The 17,113-nt window shown below is 63.2% G+C and carries 19 protein-coding genes and 1 pseudogene; 6 read left to right on the forward strand and 14 right to left on the reverse strand.

Features of this window, described 5'->3' with window-relative positions; genetic code table 11:
* Positions 1-86: 86 nt before the first annotated feature.
* Positions 87-653 (reverse strand): NADPH-dependent FMN reductase, encoded by a 567-nt coding sequence (locus ICI42_RS09390; RefSeq protein WP_188164279.1) that lies wholly within the window; start codon positions 651-653, stop codon positions 87-89.
* A gap of 210 nt (positions 654-863) precedes the next feature.
* Between ICI42_RS09390 and ICI42_RS09395 the strand changes: the two genes are divergently transcribed.
* Complete coding sequence (locus ICI42_RS09395) at positions 864-2,231, forward strand: cytochrome P450 (protein WP_188164280.1); 1,368 nt, start codon at positions 864-866, stop codon at positions 2,229-2,231.
* A gap of 3 nt (positions 2,232-2,234) precedes the next feature.
* Here ICI42_RS09395 and ICI42_RS09400 read toward each other — a convergent pair whose 3' ends face one another.
* The 11 genes and pseudogenes from ICI42_RS09400 to rph all read right to left on the reverse strand — a co-directional run bounded on the left by ICI42_RS09400 (position 2,235) and on the right by rph (position 10,622).
* Positions 2,235-3,053, reverse strand: coding sequence for a cyclase family protein (locus ICI42_RS09400; RefSeq protein ID WP_188164281.1), 819 nt, complete (start codon positions 3,051-3,053; stop codon positions 2,235-2,237).
* A 431-nt stretch (positions 3,054-3,484) separates the two neighbouring features.
* Complete coding sequence (locus ICI42_RS09405; protein WP_188164282.1) at positions 3,485-3,910, reverse strand: YraN family protein; 426 nt, start codon at positions 3,908-3,910, stop codon at positions 3,485-3,487.
* Positions 3,849-4,688, reverse strand: coding sequence for an N-acetylmuramoyl-L-alanine amidase (locus tag ICI42_RS09410; protein ID WP_188164283.1), 840 nt, complete (start codon positions 4,686-4,688; stop codon positions 3,849-3,851). The genes ICI42_RS09405 and ICI42_RS09410 overlap by 62 nt, the downstream gene beginning before the upstream one ends.
* 90 nt (positions 4,689-4,778) lie before the next feature.
* Entirely contained in the window at positions 4,779-5,153 is a 375-nt protein-coding gene (locus tag ICI42_RS09415) for a YraN family protein (RefSeq protein ID WP_188164284.1), read from the reverse strand.
* Entirely contained in the window at positions 5,143-6,042 is a 900-nt protein-coding gene (gene rsmI / locus ICI42_RS09420; RefSeq protein WP_188164285.1) for a 16S rRNA (cytidine(1402)-2'-O)-methyltransferase, read from the reverse strand. Before rsmI ends, ICI42_RS09415 begins: the two co-directional genes overlap by 11 nt.
* A 631-nt stretch (positions 6,043-6,673) precedes the next feature.
* A pseudogene (locus ICI42_RS23595) lies at positions 6,674-6,982 on the reverse strand (type II toxin-antitoxin system RelE/ParE family toxin).
* Positions 6,979-7,248 (reverse strand): CopG family ribbon-helix-helix protein, encoded by a 270-nt coding sequence (locus ICI42_RS09425; protein WP_188164286.1) that lies wholly within the window; start codon positions 7,246-7,248, stop codon positions 6,979-6,981. The pseudogene ICI42_RS23595 and the gene ICI42_RS09425 overlap by 4 nt, the downstream one beginning before the upstream one ends.
* Before the next feature lie 110 nt (positions 7,249-7,358).
* A complete protein-coding gene (gene hemW / locus ICI42_RS09430) occupies positions 7,359-8,516 on the reverse strand; it encodes a radical SAM family heme chaperone HemW (protein WP_188164287.1) in 1,158 nt (385 codons plus the stop codon).
* Positions 8,517-8,845: 329 nt separating this feature from the next.
* Entirely contained in the window at positions 8,846-9,493 is a 648-nt protein-coding gene (gene rdgB, locus ICI42_RS09435) for an RdgB/HAM1 family non-canonical purine NTP pyrophosphatase (protein ID WP_188164288.1), read from the reverse strand.
* Positions 9,493-9,903: a VOC family protein gene (locus ICI42_RS09440; protein WP_188164289.1), complete on the reverse strand. Its 411-nt coding sequence runs from the start codon at positions 9,901-9,903 to the stop codon at positions 9,493-9,495. The genes rdgB and ICI42_RS09440 overlap by 1 nt, the downstream gene beginning before the upstream one ends.
* Positions 9,904-9,905: 2 nt before the next feature.
* Positions 9,906-10,622 (reverse strand): ribonuclease PH, encoded by a 717-nt coding sequence (rph, locus tag ICI42_RS09445; protein WP_188164290.1) that lies wholly within the window; start codon positions 10,620-10,622, stop codon positions 9,906-9,908.
* A 164-nt stretch (positions 10,623-10,786) separates the two neighbouring features.
* Here rph and hrcA point away from each other — a divergent pair, with 164 nt between their 5' ends.
* Together hrcA and ICI42_RS09455 are read left to right on the forward strand one after the other, a co-directional pair.
* On the forward strand, positions 10,787-11,869 hold the full coding sequence (hrcA, locus tag ICI42_RS09450) for a heat-inducible transcriptional repressor HrcA (protein ID WP_188164291.1): 1,083 nt from the start codon (positions 10,787-10,789) through the stop codon (positions 11,867-11,869).
* Positions 11,870-11,904: 35 nt separating this feature from the next.
* Entirely contained in the window at positions 11,905-12,126 is a 222-nt protein-coding gene (locus ICI42_RS09455) for a hypothetical protein (RefSeq protein WP_188164292.1), read from the forward strand.
* Between the two features lie 115 nt (positions 12,127-12,241).
* On the opposite strand, the gene ICI42_RS09460 is transcribed toward ICI42_RS09455, so the two are convergent.
* Entirely contained in the window at positions 12,242-13,498 is a 1,257-nt protein-coding gene (locus ICI42_RS09460) for an Hsp70 family protein (RefSeq protein WP_188164293.1), read from the reverse strand.
* Positions 13,499-13,802: 304 nt separating this feature from the next.
* On the opposite strand from ICI42_RS09460, the gene ICI42_RS09465 reads away from it, so the two are divergent.
* From ICI42_RS09465 to cysK, 3 genes are all read left to right on the forward strand, one after another.
* On the forward strand, positions 13,803-14,768 hold the full coding sequence (locus ICI42_RS09465) for a sensor domain-containing diguanylate cyclase (RefSeq protein ID WP_230980234.1): 966 nt from the start codon (positions 13,803-13,805) through the stop codon (positions 14,766-14,768).
* A 94-nt stretch (positions 14,769-14,862) separates the two neighbouring features.
* The gene (locus tag ICI42_RS09470; RefSeq protein WP_188164294.1) at positions 14,863-15,480 is read left to right on the forward strand and encodes a LysE family translocator; all 618 of its coding nucleotides are present in this window, start codon (positions 14,863-14,865) and stop codon (positions 15,478-15,480) included.
* A 152-nt stretch (positions 15,481-15,632) separates the two neighbouring features.
* Positions 15,633-16,613 carry a cysteine synthase A gene (gene cysK, locus ICI42_RS09475; RefSeq protein ID WP_188164295.1) on the forward strand — a complete coding sequence of 327 codons (981 nt, stop codon included), beginning with the start codon at positions 15,633-15,635 and terminating at the stop codon, positions 16,611-16,613.
* Positions 16,614-16,667: 54 nt separating this feature from the next.
* On the opposite strand, the gene ICI42_RS09480 is transcribed toward cysK, so the two are convergent.
* Positions 16,668-17,108 carry a thiol-disulfide oxidoreductase DCC family protein gene (locus ICI42_RS09480; protein WP_230980235.1) on the reverse strand — a complete coding sequence of 147 codons (441 nt, stop codon included), beginning with the start codon at positions 17,106-17,108 and terminating at the stop codon, positions 16,668-16,670.
* Positions 17,109-17,113 lie beyond the last annotated feature (5 nt).

Here is a 17,113-nt window from a genome sequence, read left to right on the forward strand (position 1 = left end):
TGAGCTAATTGTGTTACCGAATTCTATACTTTGACAGCCGGCGACAAGCTTCGCCGGCAGTCATGCACAAGATTTAAGCTGTGTTGTTAAGCGCGCATGGGTTGCAGTGCGACGCTCCATTTATGAAGCTCGCCGAGCATGGTCTTGGCCGCGTCGTCGATCAGGTCGTTGGAGGCGAAAACACCGTCCTTGATGTGAGAATGCGCGCCGGGGATCGGCACACCAGCCGGGATCGGCATCATGCTCAATGTCGTGACCAATTCCTTCACAGGCTGCACTGCGCGAAGACCGCCCGACACGCCGCCATAGCTGACGAAGCCGACCGGTTTGTAGCGCCATTCGGCCGACAGATAGGTCAGCGCGTTGATCAGTGACGAGGGCGGGAAGTAGTTGTATTCGGGGGTCACGAAGACGAAAGCGTCGCCGGATGCGACGGAAGCGGACCATTTCTTTGTCGCCTCGTGCTCGTACTGGCCAAGGCGAGGGTGCTTGGGCTCGTTGAACACAGGCAGATCGAAGTCGGCGAGGTCGACCAGATCGACGTCGAATGTGCCGTGGGTTTTCGCGAAATCGGCAAACCATTTTGCGAAGACCGGGCCGACGCGGCCGGGGCGGGTGCTGCTGATGACGACGTTGAGTTTATGCGATGACACTTCCGAGTCCTTTGTGTTGCCGATGTCGATGTGCTTGGGAGCGGGCTTTTGAATAGGTAGCCCAAGAGCCTGAAACAAGAAGGCACCTGCAGGTAACCCGGGTGCTGACCAAGGCGGCCAGGCATTTTGCTGCTTTGCCTGTGCCGAGATGTCTCGTGGCAGCGGGCGCGTCCGCTCCCTACATGGGATGGACGTGAACCGGAGACCTCCATGGACGCCGTCCCAACACCCTTCATCCCGCCTGCGCCGATCCCGCGGACGACGCCGCCGTCCACGCTGGAGATGATCAGGATCGTCTACCGCAATCCGCTCGAACTGTGGGGCGAGCCGTCCTACAACCAGCCGTGGATTTCGGTCGACGGAATCGGCGGGCCGCTGGTCATCGCTAACGATCCCGGCCTGATACGCCACATCCTGGTCGACAACGCCAAGAACTACCGCATGGCCGAGGTGCGCCAGAAAATCCTGCGCCCCATCCTGCGCGACGGCCTGCTGACGGCCGAGGGCGACGTCTGGAAGCGATCGCGCAAAGCCATGGCGCCGGTGTTCACGCCGCGCCACATCTTCGGCTTCGCTCAGCCCATGCTGGCGCGAACACTGGATTTCGTCGAGCGCTACGATGCCGGCGGCACCACCGATGTCGCGCATGACATGACGATGCTGACATACGACATTCTGGCCGAAACGCTGTTTTCCGGTGAGATCGCCGGCGAGCCCGGCAGTTTCGCCAAGGAGATCGACCGGCTGTTCGAGACCATGGGCCGCGTCGACCCGCTCGATCTGTTGCGCGCGCCGGATTGGATGCCGCGCATCACGCGGCTGCGCGGCCGCAAGACCATGGCCTATTTCCGCAACATCGTCACCAACACCGTGGCGATGCGCAGCGAGAGACTGAAGTCAGATCCGGGCAATGCGCCCGAGGATTTCCTCACCTTGCTGCTCAGGGCGGAAGGGCCGGACGGGCTGACCAGAGCGGAAATCGAAGACAACATCATCACCTTCATCGGCGCCGGTCACGAGACCACGGCGCGCGCACTGGGCTGGACGATCTATTGTCTGGCCGAGGCGACCTGGGAACGCGACCGCGTCGAGCGCGAGATCGAAGAGGTTCTGGCGCACGAGCCCGATCCGGTCAAATGGCTCGATGCCATGCCGTACACCCGCGCCGCCTTCGAGGAGGCGCTTCGGCTCTATCCGCCGGCGCCCTCGATCAACCGCGAACCGATCGAGGACGACAGCTATGGCGAGCTGAAAATCCGCAAGCGCACTCAGGTGCTCGTCATGCCTTGGACTGTTCACCGCCATCGCAAGCTGTGGGACCAGCCGGATGCCTTCATGCCCGAACGCTTCCACCCCGAACGGCGCGACGCCATCGGCCGGTATCAATATCTGCCGTTCGGCGCCGGCCCGCGCGTCTGTATCGGCGCAAGCTTCGCCATGCAGGAGGCGATCATCGCGCTTGCCATCCTTTTGTCGCGCTATCGCTTCGACACCTTGCCCGAGACGAAACCCTGGCCGGTGCAGAAACTGACCACCCAGCCGCAGGGTGGTCTGCCGATGCGGGTGACGAAGCGCTGACCTTTACACCAGCGCGAAGATGCGCGCGGGGCCGCCTGTCGCGCCCCTGATCTTCGGTGCGCCGACGACGATCGTGGCGCCCTTCGCAGGCAGCTTGTCGAGATTCGCCACACCCTCGATGCCGTAGCGGCCGGTCGGAAGCCACTTGTTGTGGACGGCGAAGTCCGGCGAGGGGCCGTGGTCGAGCGACAGCGTGTCGACGGCTATCGCCTTGGTCGAGCCTTCCAGCAGAAGCTCGGCTGTTTCGATGTGGAAGCCGGGGAAATGCATCGTCTTGCCGTCGGCGCCGACATTGCGGAATTTCTCGGTCTCGACATGTGCGCCCCAGCCCGACAGGAGAGCGACCACAGCACCCTGCGGCAGCTCGCCGTTCGCCGCAATCCAGGCCTTGATATCGTCCGGCGTCAGTTGCGCATCGGCGTTCTCGGCGGCCTTGGCGCGGATGTCGATGACCACAAGTGGCGCGACCAGATCCTCGACCGGCAGTTCCGCCACCGATTTGCCATCCGCCGAGAAGTGCAGCGGCGCGTCGATATGCGTGCCGGTGTGTTCGTTGATGCGCCATTCGTTCAGGTTGAAGCTGTGCTCCTTGAAATTGAACTTCTTGTCGATGAAGAGCTGCTGGTCGCCGAAATAGGTCGGAAATGTCTCGAACAATTCGTGCGTCAGGTCCTCCGCCTTGGTCGCGGCCTGGGCTAAGGCCGGCTGCGGCAAAGCGGAGGCAGCGAGTGCCGCGGCACCCGCGGCGACGCTTCCGGTGAAGAAGCTGCGGCGGCTCAGCATGCCGCTCTTGACGGATTCGATCACGCAATGATGGCACATGGTTTGTTCCCCATTTCGAGTTTCACGCTTTAAAAGCTGCGCTGAAGTCGAGCCGGCGGCAAGCCGATAGTTTTGCGACTTTAGAGCGTTTCCTGTTTAGATTGAAGCGGTTCTGTTTCTCCGATGGCGAGGCGATCCGCCAGGAAGGCGGCACAGTCCCGATGTGGTGCATCGGGCAAGCCGGCTGACACAGCGGGCGCCCGCCAGCGGGAAACCCTCCCCGTTGATTTGCATGGCAAATCAACAAGTGTCTAAAGCGCCGGTGGTCCTTTGCGCATTCAATGAATGCGCGGCCACCGGTGGGCCGGGTTAATTCGGGCCAAATCCTTCGGGCCTCGGCTCGGCCGTAGCACCACTACGACCTCGCCTCATCCCTCGACCTTGTCCCGAATTTCCTCCGGCAGAACGATTCAATCTAAGCAGGAAACGCTCTAGGTGCGGCCGTAGAACGCGTTTTCGACATGCACGGGCCAGCGCATCGGCAGCACGGCCACCATGTCGAAGCGCAGCGACAGCCGCGCATAGTCTGGCTGCTTGGCAAGCCAGAGGTCGGCCGCGCCCTCGATGCGCCGCTGCGCGCCGTGGCCGACGGCATCAATGGCTTCGAGCAACGTCCTGCGCGCCTTCACCTCGACTATCAACACGAGGACGCCGCGCCGTGCGATCAGGTCGATTTCACCGAGTTTGGTGCGATAGCGGCGGGCGACGATCCGATACCCCTTCAGCATGAGGGCAGCGGCGGCCAACCACTCGCCACGGTGGCCGCGCCGATAAGCCTTTAGCCGTCGGGATGGATCAGCCCTCGCGCAGAAATGCACCGTGCACCCAGCCCGAAAAATCCGGAAGGCCCTTCGCATCCAGGACGGAAACGAAGCGCCACGAGCCATCGGCTTCATGCACCTCCACGCTCGTACCATCGGCCAGCGGCGTCTTGCGAACCATGTCGAAAGCAGCCCCAGGACCCTTGCGGACGTTTAGTCCGGTCGGCGATCGCACAACCATCACCGAGGAACCGTTTTCCTTTCGGCCGATAACCTTGGCAATGAAAGAGCGCATATTCCAGGCCGGGCCGGGGTCTGACTTGCGGCCGGGCGCTATGTCGTCATGGCCGACGATTTCTTTGATGCCGTACGCATCGCAGATCGCCTGCGCGGCGTTAATTGTCGCTTCTACCTGCGCGTCCGTGAATACCTCCCAGCCACAGTTCGGAGCGCCGAACTTGTGACGCGCCTCGATCACCTTTCCTCCATCGACGCTCTCGCCCGTCCATGACACCCAGCCGGAGCCGGCTCTTTTCAGCGGTCCCCAGTTTTCAATCTCGATGCCAATCGAATTCTGGTTGAGCCCGACATGCAGATTGCCGCTTCTGTCGCGCCATTCGCTTTTGCCGGCATGCCAGCCGATAACGTTGAAGGGCACGCACTGCTTGACGGTGCCGTTGCGCGTGATCACCAGATGAGCGGAGACTTGGGCTGAAGGCTTGGAGAAGTAGGATGCAATGTCAGAGGACGGACCGCTGGCGGTGTAATGGATCACCAGAAATTCCGGCGTCATCTTTCCCGAGATGTGTGGTGACTTCACGAACTCAACAGGCGCAGCGTTGATGGTCAATCTATCCTTGGAAACCCCGAACATGACTACCCTCCCTGGTTGCAGTATCAAAAAATACCATTATAGGTAGTATTTTAAAATATACTAAGCCAAGGGTTTCGGTATTTTGCGACTTTAGGTGCGGCCGTAAAACGCGTTTTCGACATGCACAGGCCAGCGCATCGGCAGCACGGCCACCATGTCGAAGCGTAGCGATAGCCGCGCGTAGTCTGGCTGCTTGGCAAGCCAGAGGTCGGCCGCGCCCTCGATGCGCCGCTGCGCGCCGTGGCCGACGGCATCCATGGCTTCGAGCAAGCTCTTGCGCGCCTTCACCTCGACGATGAGGACAAGGTCGCCGCGCCGCGCGATCAGGTCTATCTCGCCGAGTTTGGTGCGATAGCGGCGGGCGACGATCCGATATCCCTTCAGCATGAGGGCAGCGGCGGCCAACCACTCGCCACGGTGGCCGCGCCGATACGCCTTTAGCCGTCGGGATGGATCAGCCGCCATCGCTCTCCTTCAGCTCCAGAAGCCTCCGGTAGAGCGCCGGCTTCTGGCCTCCGGTCATGCGCGCAGCCTCGGCCGCGGCCTTCGACGCCGGCATTTCGCTGGCGAGCGACAGCAACAGGCGGTCGACATCCTCCGGCGCATCGGCCTTGACCTCGCTGGGGCCGACACACAGCACGACTTCGCCCTTGGGTGTATCGGCCTCGGCATAGTGGGCTGCAAGCTCCGCGAGCGTGCCGCGCCGCAACTCCTCGAAAGTCTTGGTCAGTTCCCGTCCCACGGCCGCCTGCCGAACGCCCAGCACGTCGGCCATCGCAGCCAGCGTGTCGGCAAGCCGGCGTGGCGATTCGAAGAACACCAGCGTTCCCGGCACCGCTTGGACCTCCGCGAGACGCGTGCGGCGCTGTCCGTCCTTGACCGGCAGGAAACCGGCAAAGAAGAACGCATCCGATGGCAGTCCGGACGCGGTGAGGGCTGCCAGCACCGCCGATGCGCCGGGGATCGGCACGACGCGGATGCCATGCTCCAGGGCGGTGCCGACCAGCCGGTAGCCGGGGTCGGACACCAGCGGCGTGCCGGCGTCGGAGACAAGTGCCACGCTGCGGCCGGCTTCCAGCGCCTCGATCAGCTTTGGCCCGGCTTCCTCGGCGTTATGTTCGTGATAGGCGACCGGCCGCTGTCTTATGCCGTAGCGGTTGAGCAGCACGCGGGTGACGCGGGTATCCTCGCAGGCCAGCACATCGGCTGCGGCCAGGGTTTCCAGCGCCCGCAAGGTGATATCGCCGAGATTGCCGATCGGGGTTGCGACGAGATACAGCGCCGCCGGCAAAGGCCGCGCCACGATCTCCGTCTGCCCGATGACATAGGCCCGCTTGTGGTCTTCAGTCTGCACGTCGCCTCGCTTTCAAGGCAGTTCAATCATGTCGGGCGTATGCCCCTCATCCGGCCCTTCGGGCCCCCGCCCTGGCTCGAGCCACTGGTCTCGACCCGTCCTTCGGACCCCCGGAGGGGAGAAGGGGAAGCGCTCACCGTCGTCGCTCTCCTCGCCCCAGCGGGGAGAGGGGGCCGAGCGAAGCGGAGGCCGGGTGAGGGGGCCCTTACCGGGCAGCATGATTGGTTCTGCCATCCTGCTCTCTTTGGCACGCCGCGCGCCGCGTTGCAAAAGGTGATGACGGGCGGATTTTTCGCTATGGCCCCGCCACGTTCCGGGAACAAATTTTCGCTCGCGGGGTTTCTATGCCGCACAGGGAGAAAACAATGGACAGCCTCCAGATCCAGGACGCGTTCGAACCATATTACGCTGGCAAAAAAGACCAGGCGCGCCCAACGGCTCAAAAGCCGATATCGCCAGACCGGAACGACAGACGTCGTGTTCCAGACTCGCAAGACACATCCTCCGACGACGCTGACCGGGCCGAAAAGCACTGACAGGGGCCTGCCGGTTCGACGTCGTGCTCCCGCGCATCGAGAGCGCGAACGCGGTGCCGACGCCTATAGCCGCCTGACGGTATAGATCTTTTAACTCAGCGCGGCCATTCCTCCGCAGGCCAGTCTTGTGCCGTGTGAATCACGCGAAGAATGACGATGCTTTCGCGGCCATCGATCGGCCGCATCTCATAGGAAATTATATAGGGCAGGCGCGTAACGGACTTCTAATACGTGCCCGTCACGCGACCGGGTCGCCCGGTCGCAATGTCGCCAAGGGCCTCGCCTGTGTCGCGGAGCCGATCCGCAACCCGTCGCGCGGCTGCCGGGTTGTCGCGGGCGATAAACGCGATCTGCTCCCGCATAGTGTCCAGCGCTTCCCGCGCCCATGTGACAGGCCTCTTCACACCTTGCGGGCTCGCTTTGCTTCCGCCGCGTCGATCACGCCATAGAGTTCGGCTATCGCATCGTCATGCGGCACCACGCGGCCAGCCGCCGCGTCGGCTCTACCGCGCTCGATACCCTCTATGATTTCAAGCTCGCGCTCCACATAAGCTGCGATGGCCTCGCCGGCCAGGAACGATTTGCTGCGCTGTGTACCTGTCGCGATCCGGTCAAGCTTCTGCTTTATCTCGGGACTGACTCGAATTGTCATTGTCGTGCTGGCTGCCACGATCGTCCTCCTGTGTTGAAGTGTGTACACCTTTAGCACAGGCGCACTCGATCCGCCAGTTCTGCCAGTTTTGCGACCGTCAACCGCCCGCCCTGTAGGCGCTCATGGAGTTACCGTGCCAGATCGGCAACCACTGCGTCCAGCACGATCATGCCTTGCGGCGTGGCGCGCAATCGTGAATTGCCGATGGGCGCGACGAGCCCATCCTGTTGCAGCCGGCTGAGATAGCGCCCCGACAGCGTCTTGCCCGAGAGCATCTCGTAGCGGGCGAGGTCGATGCCCTCGGCCAGCCGCAATCCCATCAAAAGAAACTCGTCGGCCTCTTCGCTGCGCGACAGCACTTCGCCATCGACAATGCCGTGTCCTTGCGCCTCCACCAGTCCGGCCCAAGTCTCGGGATGCTTTTCGGCGATGGTGACGATGCGCGTGCCGTCTTCGAGGAAGCGGCCATGCGCGCCGGGGCCGACGCCGACATATTCACCGTAGCGCCAGTATGTCAGGTTGTGGCGGCTTTCGGCACCCGGTCGGGCGTGGTTCGAAATCTCATAAGCCGGCAGTCCACGCGCCGCCGTGATCTCCTGCGTGGCGGCATAGAGATCGGCGGCGTGGTCGCCATCGGGAATCTGGAATTTCCCGGCATGGTACAGCGCGTGAAAGCGCGTGCCTTCCTCGATGGTCAGTTGATAGAGCGACAGATGGTCGACGGCATAGCCGATTGCCTGTTCAAGCTCCGCCGTCCACGCCTCGGGCGTCTGGCCGGGGCGGGCATAGATCAGGTCGAAGGACAGGCGCGGAAAAATCTCGCGCGCCAGCCCGATGGCATGCAACGCTTCCGACACGCTGTGCATGCGGCCCAGAAAGCGCAGATCCTTGTCGTTCAGCGCCTGCACGCCCAGCGATACGCGGTTGACGCCGGCTGCGCGATAGCCGCGAAACCGCTCGGCCTCCACCGAGGTCGGATTGGCCTCCAGCGTGATCTCGGCATCGGCCGCTATCGTCCAGTTTTGGGCGATGGCGTCGAGCACGGCGCCCACCGTTTCGGGCCGCATCAGCGATGGCGTCCCGCCGCCGAGAAAGATGCTGGTGACTTCATGCGCCCCGGTGCGTCGCCGCATCGTCGCAAGTTCGGTCGCGAAGGCCGCTGCGAACCGCTCCTGATCCACCGGCTGGTGGCGGACATGGCTGTTGAAGTCGCAATAGGGGCACTTGGCCGCGCAGAACGGCCAATGCACATAGACGCCGAAACCGGGCGAGAGGTCCAGTGTCATTGGCCATTGCCTGGACGGTCAGTGCCGAAGAATATCCCGACGCCTGACATCGGCTCCCAGGGGCTGGCGATGGTGGCCAAGCACCCCCTCACCGACCCTTCGGGCCACCTCTCCCCCTGCCCGGGGGAGAGGAACCGCTGCCTTTGAGGGCGCATCGTCTGCAGAACTTGGGTTCCTCGCCCCCACGGAGTGGGGGAGAGGTGGCGAGCGTAGCGAGCCGGTGAGGGGGACTGGCGCTGCCATTTCTTCATATGCGATGTCCCTGGCCCAAAAAATCAGGGGTTAGGGGTGGGGGTGAGCCGCGCTGGTCGCGAGACGGCATCATCCCTTTACGCAACCCCCAGCATGGCGCGGGCGAATTTCTGGAAGGCGCGGGCGCGGTGCGACAGCGCCTCTGCCTGGCCCGGCGTCCAGCCGTGCTTTTCCTGCGCGGTCATCTCGCCGAAGGTCTTGTCATATCCCCTCGGCAGAAACGCCGGATCGTAGCCGAAACCGTCCGTGCCGCGCGGCGGCCAGACCAGCGTGCCTTCCGCCTCGCCTCGGAAATATTCGGCATGGCCGTCCGGCCAGGCGACGCAGATGACGGCGACGAAGCGGCCGCTGCGTTGCGTGGCCTCGGTGGCGCCGCGCTCGAGAAGGGCCGTTTCGGTGCGCTGCATGGCCATGGCGAAGTCGCGCGTGCCGTCCGGCAATTCCGCCCAGTTGGCGGTGTAGACGCCGGGCGCGCCGTCAAGCGCGTCGACGACGAGGCCGGAATCGTCCGACAGCGCCGGCAGGCCGGTGGCCTTGGCCGCTGCGAAAGCCTTGATGTAAGCGTTTTCCTCGAAGGTCGTGCCGGTCTCGTCGGGCTCGGGCAGACCATAGTCCTTGGCCGATTTCGCCTCGAAGCCGAACGGCGCCATCAGGTCGGCGAATTCCCTGAGCTTGCCTGCATTGTGGCTGGCGACGACGATCTTCCGCTCTTCCAGTATGCGCATCACAGCCCCCATATCCTTGGTTCGGCGAACTCAAGCGAGTTGCCGGACGGGTCGCGGAAATAGATCGACCGTCCGCCTGCCGGCCATTCGACCCCGCCTTCGATCTCGACGCCTTTTGCAGTCAGCCGTTCTTCCCAGGCCAGAAGTTCCGCGGCCGTGGCCGAGAAGCACAGATGCCCTTGCCCGGTCGCGCCATGCGGCGGCACCTGAAGCCTGGCGTCGGGGGCAGGCGGCACGCGGGTGGCTTCGGCGTTGAACAGCAGCAGCACGCCCTGGCCGCAGCGGAAGAAGACATGCCGGTCCGGCACCTTGGCGAGCTTTTCAAGCCCGAGAACGTGCTCGTAGAACTGCTCTGCTGCGTCGAGGTCATCGACATACAGCGCGGATTCGAGAATGGCCGACGGCTTCATCCCTATGCCACGGCCATCTGCTGCAGGCTGACGAGACGGGTGATGCCCTTGCGGGCCAGGTCCATCAACGCTGCGAACTGCTCTTCGCTGAACGGCTCGCCCTCGGCGGTGCCCTGGATCTCGACGATCCCGCCCTTGCCGGTCATGACGAAATTCGCGTCCGTGCCGGCCGACGAATCCTCGAGATAGTCGAGGTCGAGCACCGGCTGGCCGTCATGGATGCCGCAGGAAATGGCGGCGACATGATCCTTCAGCACCTTGTCGACCTTCACCATCTGCCGCGCTTCCATCCAGCGCAGGCAGTCGTGCAGCGCCACCCAGGCGCCGGTGATGGAGGCCGTGCGGGTGCCGCCATCGGCCTGGATCACGTCGCAGTCGACCGTGATCTGCATCTCGCCCAGCGCCTGCATGTCGACCACCGCGCGCAAGGACCGGCCGATCAGACGCTGGATTTCCAGCGTGCGGCCACCCTGCTTGCCCGAAGAAGCCTCGCGCCGCATGCGGTCGCCGGTCGAGCGCGGCAGCATGCCATATTCGGCCGTCACCCAGCCCTTGCCGGTGTTGCGCATCCAGCCCGGCACCTTTTCCTCGAGGCTCGCCGTGCACAGCACATGCGTGTCGCCGAACTTGACGAGGCAGGAGCCTTCCGCATGCTTGGAAATGTTGCGCTCGAAGCTGACGGCGCGCATTTCGTCGAACTGGCGTTTGGAAGGGCGCATTTTTTAGTCTTTCTGTTCAAAATCGGAGTCTGGCGGGGCTTGTAGCCGCATGAGACCACCAGCGCAAAGGAAAAGGCGCCACCTTAGCTGTGCTGGCTGCCTGGCGGCTGTTGTGTTCGACGCCACGGAGCCTATATCCTTCTGCCCGGAGGTTGTTCGACCAGATGACCAAGGCGATGATCGATACCACACTGCAGTCGCTCGACACGCGTTCCCGCGACATCTTCCGTTATATCGTCGATTCCTACCTGCGCGACGGCGAGCCGGTCGGCTCGCGCAACTTGTCGCGTATGCTGTCGGCGTCGCTCTCACCCGCCACCATACGCAATGTGATGAGCGATCTGGAGCAACTCGGTCTGATCTATGCGCCGCACATCTCCGCGGGCCGGCTGCCGACGCAAAAGGGGCTGCGCTTCTTCGTCGACGCCTTTATGGAAATCGGCGACCTGTCCGACGAGGAACGCCGCGCCATCGATGCCCAGGTCAAGGCCTCGGGCAGCGGCGCGTCGCTGGAGCACATGCTGACCGAGGCGAGCCAGATGCTGTCGGGCCTGTCGCGCGGGGCAGGGCTGGTGCTGGCGGCCAAGAACGAGACCTCGCTGAAACATGTCGAGTTCATCCAGCTCGAACCCACCCGCGCGCTTGCCGTGATGGTCTCGCAGAACGGCGATGTCGAGAACCGGGTGTTCGAACTGCCGCCGGGCGTCACCGTTTCGCAACTGCATCAGGCCTCGAACTTCCTCAACGCCCATATTCAGGGACGGACGCTCGCCGAGGCGAAGATCGAGATCAACCGCATCAAGGACGAGACGCGCGCGGCCCTCGATGCGCTGTCGCAGGACCTGATCGAGCGCGGCTTGGCTGTCTGGGCCGGGGCTGAGAGCGGTGTGCCGGGGCGCACTCCCGGACGCATCATCGTGCGCGGCCGGTCCAACCTGCTCGAAAACGTCACCGCCCAGGCCGATATCGACCTGCTCCGTCATCTCTTCGACGACCTCGAAACCCAGGACGGCATGATCCAGCTTCTAGACCTGGCTGAGCAAGGATCGGGCGTGCGCATCTTCATCGGCTCGGAAAACAAGCTGTTTTCGCTGTCGGGCTCGTCTTTGGTGGTCGCGCCCTACCGCGACAAGGACCAGCGGGTCGTCGGCGCGCTCGGCGTCATCGGCCCGACGCGGCTCAACTATGCCCGCATCGTCCCGATGGTCGACTACACCGCGCAGGTCATCTCGCGTATGCTGCGCTGACCGCCGCCTCGGCGGAGACCTGAAAGGATTGTCCCATGGCGTTTGAAGACATCAAGGCCGAACTGGCGCTGCTGATGCAGGAGATGGTCAACCAGCCGGAGGATATCCGCGAACTCGAAGAGCAGGTGCGCGCCAAGCTGATCGAGCTGCGTGCCCAGGGGCTGCCGCTCCCCGCCGATCTGGTCGAACTGGAACGGCGTCTCGACGCCGATCTGGACGCCGAGGTCGAGGATGATGCGCCGGCGGCTGAAATCTGATCGTTCGCTTTCGGGGCTGCTGATCTCCCCAATGCGGGGGAGATGTCCGGCAGGACAGAGGGGGGTCAACCTAGGAAACCGTCCCTAGCGTCGTGTTCCTAACTGACCCTTTGCCTCACCCGAACTTCCGCTGTGCGTCCAGCGCGAGCCCGAGCCCGACCGAGCCGAACATATCGCCTTCCACCACCTGAGCACCGGGAACCAGCGCCAGGATGCTCTGCCGCGCGAGCGGGATGGCGGTCGAACCGCCGGTCAAAAACACTGCCGTGATGTCCGACGCCGCAATGCCGGCGTCGCGGATCGTCTGTTCGACCGTAGCCGTCACCCGGCCGACATCTCCGCGGATCGTCTCTTCCAGTCCAAGCCGTGTCAGCGGTGCGCTGAAGGTCGCGCCATGGATGCCGACATCGATGCTCGTCCGCTCATGGTCGGTCAGGGCAATTTTCGCGCGCTCGACGATGGTCGCCAGGGCATGGCCGTAGCGGCGCTCGACAATCGCCATCATGCGGTCCACCAGATCGGGGCGGGCGGCCTCGTAGCGGATCTGCTTCAGGTCGTTCATCGCCTTGGCGGTGTAGAGCAGGTTGATCCGCTGCCAGGTGGCGAGATCGATGAAATAGCCCGCCGGCAGGTTGCGCTTGCCGTCCTTGGTCGGCGTCAGATAGCCGAGTTCGGGCATGACGTGGGCAATGCTCAAAAGCCGGTCGAAATCCGTGCCGCCGATATGGATGCCGCGATTGGCGAGGATGTCGTCCTTCCGGTCGGTGGAGCGGGCGCGCTCGGGCGAGACGCGCACCACCGAAAAGTCCGAGGTGCCGCCGCCCATGTCGACGATCAGCGCCAGTTCCTCGCGGGCCACGCCCTGCTCGTAGTCGAGCGCGGCCGCGATCGGCTCGAACTGGAAGGCGATGTTCTTGAAGCCTTGCGCGCGGGCGGCTTTCTCGAGCTCGTTCTGCGCATCGGCGTCGGCCTTGTCATCCTCGTCCACGAAACGCACCGGACGGCCCAGCACCACGGTGTCGACCGCGTCGCCGACATCGGCCTCGAGCTTGGCCTTCAGATTGGCCACGAACATGCCGATAATGTCGGTGAAGGCGATGTATTTCGCCTTGATGCGCGTTTTCTCATGCACCAGCGAGCTGCCCAGAACGCTTTTCAGCGCGCGCATCAGCCGTCCTTCGGCGCCGTCTGTGTATTCCGAGATAGCCTTGCGGCCGAGATAGGTCTGGTTGTCTTCGAAGTTGAAGAAAACGGCGCTCGGCAGCGTCACCTGCTCGCCTTCCAGCGCCACGAGGCGGGCGCGGTTGCCGGTCATCACGCCCACGGTCGAGTTGGAAGTGCCAAAGTCTATGCCGCCGAAAACCGGTCGCATCGTGTCGTCCTCTGTGTCGTGCCCGAGACGGAAGGGGCGGCCCTGCCGCGGCGGGACGCTGCGATTACACAAGCCGGCGCTCGATGTCGATGCCGGGAGACGGTTTTTTGTCTACAAACTCAACTTGGTTCACAATTCCCCTTTATAGTTCGCTAAACCATGCTGGGGCCGTCGGGGAGGAAACCAAAGTGGAGTGGCGTGAATGATGGATGCGATCGAGTTCTCCCGGGCGCAACTGAGGCCGGTAAACGAAGCAGATCGACAGCTTGTGGTGAGAAGTCTTCTCCCGTCCCAGATGCCGGACATGCCGGAACTTAAGGCCCTGTCATTCCTTGTTCGCGAAATCTTCGATATCGCCACCTGTTCTGTCTCCATCATCGATGAAGACTGGCAGCGCATTGCCGCAAGTTCGGGGCTTCCGACGTCCGACTGCGCCCGCGACGAGTCGATCTGCACCCGTGTCGTCTACAAGAACGCGCCGTTCATCGTGGAAGACCTTCGCAAGCACCCCGAGCTTTCCAAGATGCCTTACGTCACCGGCGAGCCGGGCTACCGCTTTTATGCCGGCGCGCCGCTGCAGCTCGACCCGGGCATCAGCATCGGCGCGCTCTGCGTCATCGACACCAAGCCGCGGCGGCTGGAGAAAAGCCAGCTCGAGCAGCTCCGGCATTTTGCCACCGTCGCCACAGGCTTGATCAAGCTGCATCGCGCCAACGTCATGCTGCAATATGACGAGGCGGCGTTGAAGCTGGCGGCCATGACCGATCCGCTCACCGGCCTCTACAATCGCGGTGCGTTGCGCGATCTCATCGACCGGGCGTTGGACACGGCAATTTCCAGCGGCGGTACGCTCGGCGCGATCTATATCGACATGGACAAGTTCAAGTCGGTCAACGACACCCACGGTCATATCGTCGGCGACATGATGCTGAAGGAAGCGTCCGACCGCATCCGGTCCGTGCTGAGGGCCAGCGACTATCCATTGCGCATGGGCGGCGACGAATTCGCCGTTCTCTTCAATGCGCCGATGACGCGAGAAGCGCTGGAGTCGGTCGCGGTCCGGCTGCTCGATGTGTTCCGCAAGCCGTTCGAGCTCAATGGGCTCCAGTTGCAGACGCATGCCAGCATCGGCATCGCGCTCGCCCCGCAGGATGGCAATACGTGGGAAGAGCTCGAGCGAAACGTCGACAAGGCGCTTTATGCAGCCAAGGCGGCGGGACGCGACCGCTTCGTGTTCTTCGACACGCTCGGTCCCAACAAAATACACTGAACGGCTGCGCCAACGGGCGGGGATGGCTGCGTCATTTCCATGAGCTTCGGTTCATGCGAAAGGTCGCAGCATCATCGACGTCTGGATATCTGTCATGACCTTGTCGGGTTTCGTTGCCTATAGCGGTGCGCTCGCGCTTGCCGCCGCCATTCCCGGGCCGGGGGTTACCGCTCTCGTCGCGCGAGCGCTGGGCTCCGGCTTCCGCTCGTCGCTGGCGATGTCGTTCGGGCTGATCCTCGGCGACCTGACCTATCTCACCGCCGTCGTTCTCGGCCTGGCCTTCCTGGCGCAGACCTTCGGGCTCGTCTTCCTCGCCATCAAATGGTTCGGCGTCGCTTATCTCACCTGGCTCGCCTACAGCTTCTGGACCGGCGGCATTTCGGCCGAAACGGTCGAGGCGAAGAAGAGCAGGGGCGGCATGGTGTCGGCGTTCCTGTCTGGGCTGACCGTCACCCTGGGCAACCCCAAGACGATGATCTTCTATGTCGCCATCACGCCGACGATCGTCGATCTGAAGGCCATCACGCTGTCCGACTATGCCATTCTCGCGGCCGTCACCATTGCCGTGCTTCTGATCGTGCTGGTGCCGTATCTCGTGCTGGCGGCGAAGGCGCGCTGGTTTCTCCGGACGCCGCGGGCGCTCAAGCTGCTCAACCGGACCGCGGCAGTGTTCATGGCCGGCGCAGCGGCCGCTATCGCCGCTCGCCAGTAAGGTGCTGGATTAAATTTTCTTCATTTGCGTATTTGAAGAAATCAGTTTCCATTCGAAGCTATTAATCAGCACGTCATCCTCTCGGATTTTCGCTTCGCGCGCACTATCTTTGAGCTTGGAAATTTATTCCAGGCAATCCGGGAGCACTACCGATGAACCAACCCGTCACCTCCACGCGCGCGCCGGGGCGTGGACGCGTCTACGACTCCATCACCGAGACCATCGGCGATACGCCCATCGTGCGGCTCGACAAGTTTGCCAAGGAAAAGGGTATCGTCGCCAACCTCCTGGCCAAGCTCGAATTCTTCAATCCGATTGCCAGCGTCAAGGATCGTATCGGCGTGGCGATGATCGAGTCGCTGGAGGCCGAAGGCCGCATCACGCCCGGCAAGACCACGCTGGTCGAGCCGACCTCCGGCAACACCGGCATTGCGCTTGCCTTCGCTGCGGCCGCCAAGGGCTACAAGCTGATCCTGACCATGCCCGAGACCATGTCGATCGAGCGCCGCAAGATGCTGGCGCTGCTCGGCGCAGAACTGGTGCTGACCGAAGGCGCCAAGGGCATGAAGGGCGCCATCGCCAAGGCTGAGGAACTGGTGCAGACCATTCCCAACGCGATCATCCCGCAGCAGTTTGAAAACCCGGCCAATCCCGAGATTCACCGCAAGACGACCGCCGAGGAAATCTGGAACGATACCCAGGGCGGCGTCGACATCATCATCTCCGGCATCGGCACGGGCGGCACCATCACCGGCGTCGGCCAGGTGATCAAGCAGCGCAAGCCTTCCGTGCATGTCGTGGCGGTCGAGCCCGAGGCCTCGCCGGTTCTGTCGGGCGGCCAGCCCGGCCCGCACAAGATCCAGGGCATTGGCGCCGGCTTCGCGCCGAAAATCCTCGACACGACGATCTATGACGAGATCGTCAAGGTCTCCAACGACGAAGCCATCGCCAATGCGCGTCTCGTCGCCCGGCTCGAAGGCGTGCCTGTCGGCATTTCCTCGGGTGCGGCGCTTCAGGCCGCCATCGTTGTCGGCTCGCGTCCGGAAAACGCCGGCAAGAACATCGTCGTCATCATCCCGTCCTTCGCCGAACGCTATTTGTCGACGGTTCTCTTCGAAGGCCTCGGCGGCTGAAGCATTCTCCCAGGCTTCAAGGAAAACGGGCGGTCTTCGGGCCGCCCGTTTTCGTTAAGCAATAAGGCGCTTTCGCACGCGTTCCGTCGGCACTTCGCAGGTTTCCGTCCGGCCGAACAGGCGATAGCGGTTGCGCGCGATCAGGCTATAGATGCTGTCGCGGATCGGTTTCGGCACCAGCTTGAATATCACCGCTGCCCGCCACGGCCAGCCCATCGCACCGAGAAGGGCGACCAGGCTACCCGATTTCAGGTTCGGCGTGCCGCCGACAAAGACGATGTTGGTCTGGTAGACATCCGTGTCAAGCCCGAGGTGGTGGTAGAGCGCTGCACCGAGCGGTGATTGCGCGGTAACGAATTCGAAGCGCTGCTGCGTGTCGAAGCGGGCGGTGAAGCGCATCAGTGCCGAGCACATCACGCACACGCCGTCGAATACCACGACATCGCGCCGGCCTGCGAGAATATCGGCCAGCACGGCGTTCGTGGTTTCGACCAAGGTGT

Source organism: Oryzicola mucosus, assembly GCF_014534685.1.
Classification (GTDB): Bacteria; Pseudomonadota; Alphaproteobacteria; order Rhizobiales; family Rhizobiaceae; genus Oryzicola; species Oryzicola mucosus.

Excerpts from the sequence above, each read along its gene's own strand:
- ICI42_RS09395 (WP_188164280.1), top strand. The coding sequence starts at position 864 with ATGGACGCCGTCCCAACACCCTTCATCCCGCCTGCGCCGATCCCGCGG.
- ICI42_RS09400 (WP_188164281.1), bottom strand. The coding sequence starts at position 3,053 with ATGTGCCATCATTGCGTGATCGAATCCGTCAAGAGCGGCATGCTGAGC.
- ICI42_RS09405 (WP_188164282.1), bottom strand. The coding sequence starts at position 3,910 with ATGCGAAGGGCCTTCCGGATTTTTCGGGCTGGGTGCACGGTGCATTTC.
- ICI42_RS09410 (WP_188164283.1), bottom strand. The coding sequence starts at position 4,688 with ATGTTCGGGGTTTCCAAGGATAGATTGACCATCAACGCTGCGCCTGTT.
- ICI42_RS09415 (WP_188164284.1), bottom strand. The coding sequence starts at position 5,153 with ATGGCGGCTGATCCATCCCGACGGCTAAAGGCGTATCGGCGCGGCCAC.
- hemW (WP_188164287.1), bottom strand. The coding sequence starts at position 8,516 with ATGACACTGGACCTCTCGCCCGGTTTCGGCGTCTATGTGCATTGGCCG.
- rdgB (WP_188164288.1), bottom strand. The coding sequence starts at position 9,493 with ATGCGCATACTGGAAGAGCGGAAGATCGTCGTCGCCAGCCACAATGCA.
- ICI42_RS09440 (WP_188164289.1), bottom strand. The coding sequence starts at position 9,903 with ATGAAGCCGTCGGCCATTCTCGAATCCGCGCTGTATGTCGATGACCTC.
- rph (WP_188164290.1), bottom strand. The coding sequence starts at position 10,622 with ATGCGCCCTTCCAAACGCCAGTTCGACGAAATGCGCGCCGTCAGCTTC.
- hrcA (WP_188164291.1), top strand. The coding sequence starts at position 10,787 with ATGACCAAGGCGATGATCGATACCACACTGCAGTCGCTCGACACGCGT.
- ICI42_RS09455 (WP_188164292.1), top strand. The coding sequence starts at position 11,905 with ATGGCGTTTGAAGACATCAAGGCCGAACTGGCGCTGCTGATGCAGGAG.
- ICI42_RS09460 (WP_188164293.1), bottom strand. The coding sequence starts at position 13,498 with ATGCGACCGGTTTTCGGCGGCATAGACTTTGGCACTTCCAACTCGACC.
- ICI42_RS09465 (WP_230980234.1), top strand. The coding sequence starts at position 13,803 with ATGCCGGAACTTAAGGCCCTGTCATTCCTTGTTCGCGAAATCTTCGAT.
- ICI42_RS09470 (WP_188164294.1), top strand. The coding sequence starts at position 14,863 with ATGACCTTGTCGGGTTTCGTTGCCTATAGCGGTGCGCTCGCGCTTGCC.
- cysK (WP_188164295.1), top strand. The coding sequence starts at position 15,633 with ATGAACCAACCCGTCACCTCCACGCGCGCGCCGGGGCGTGGACGCGTC.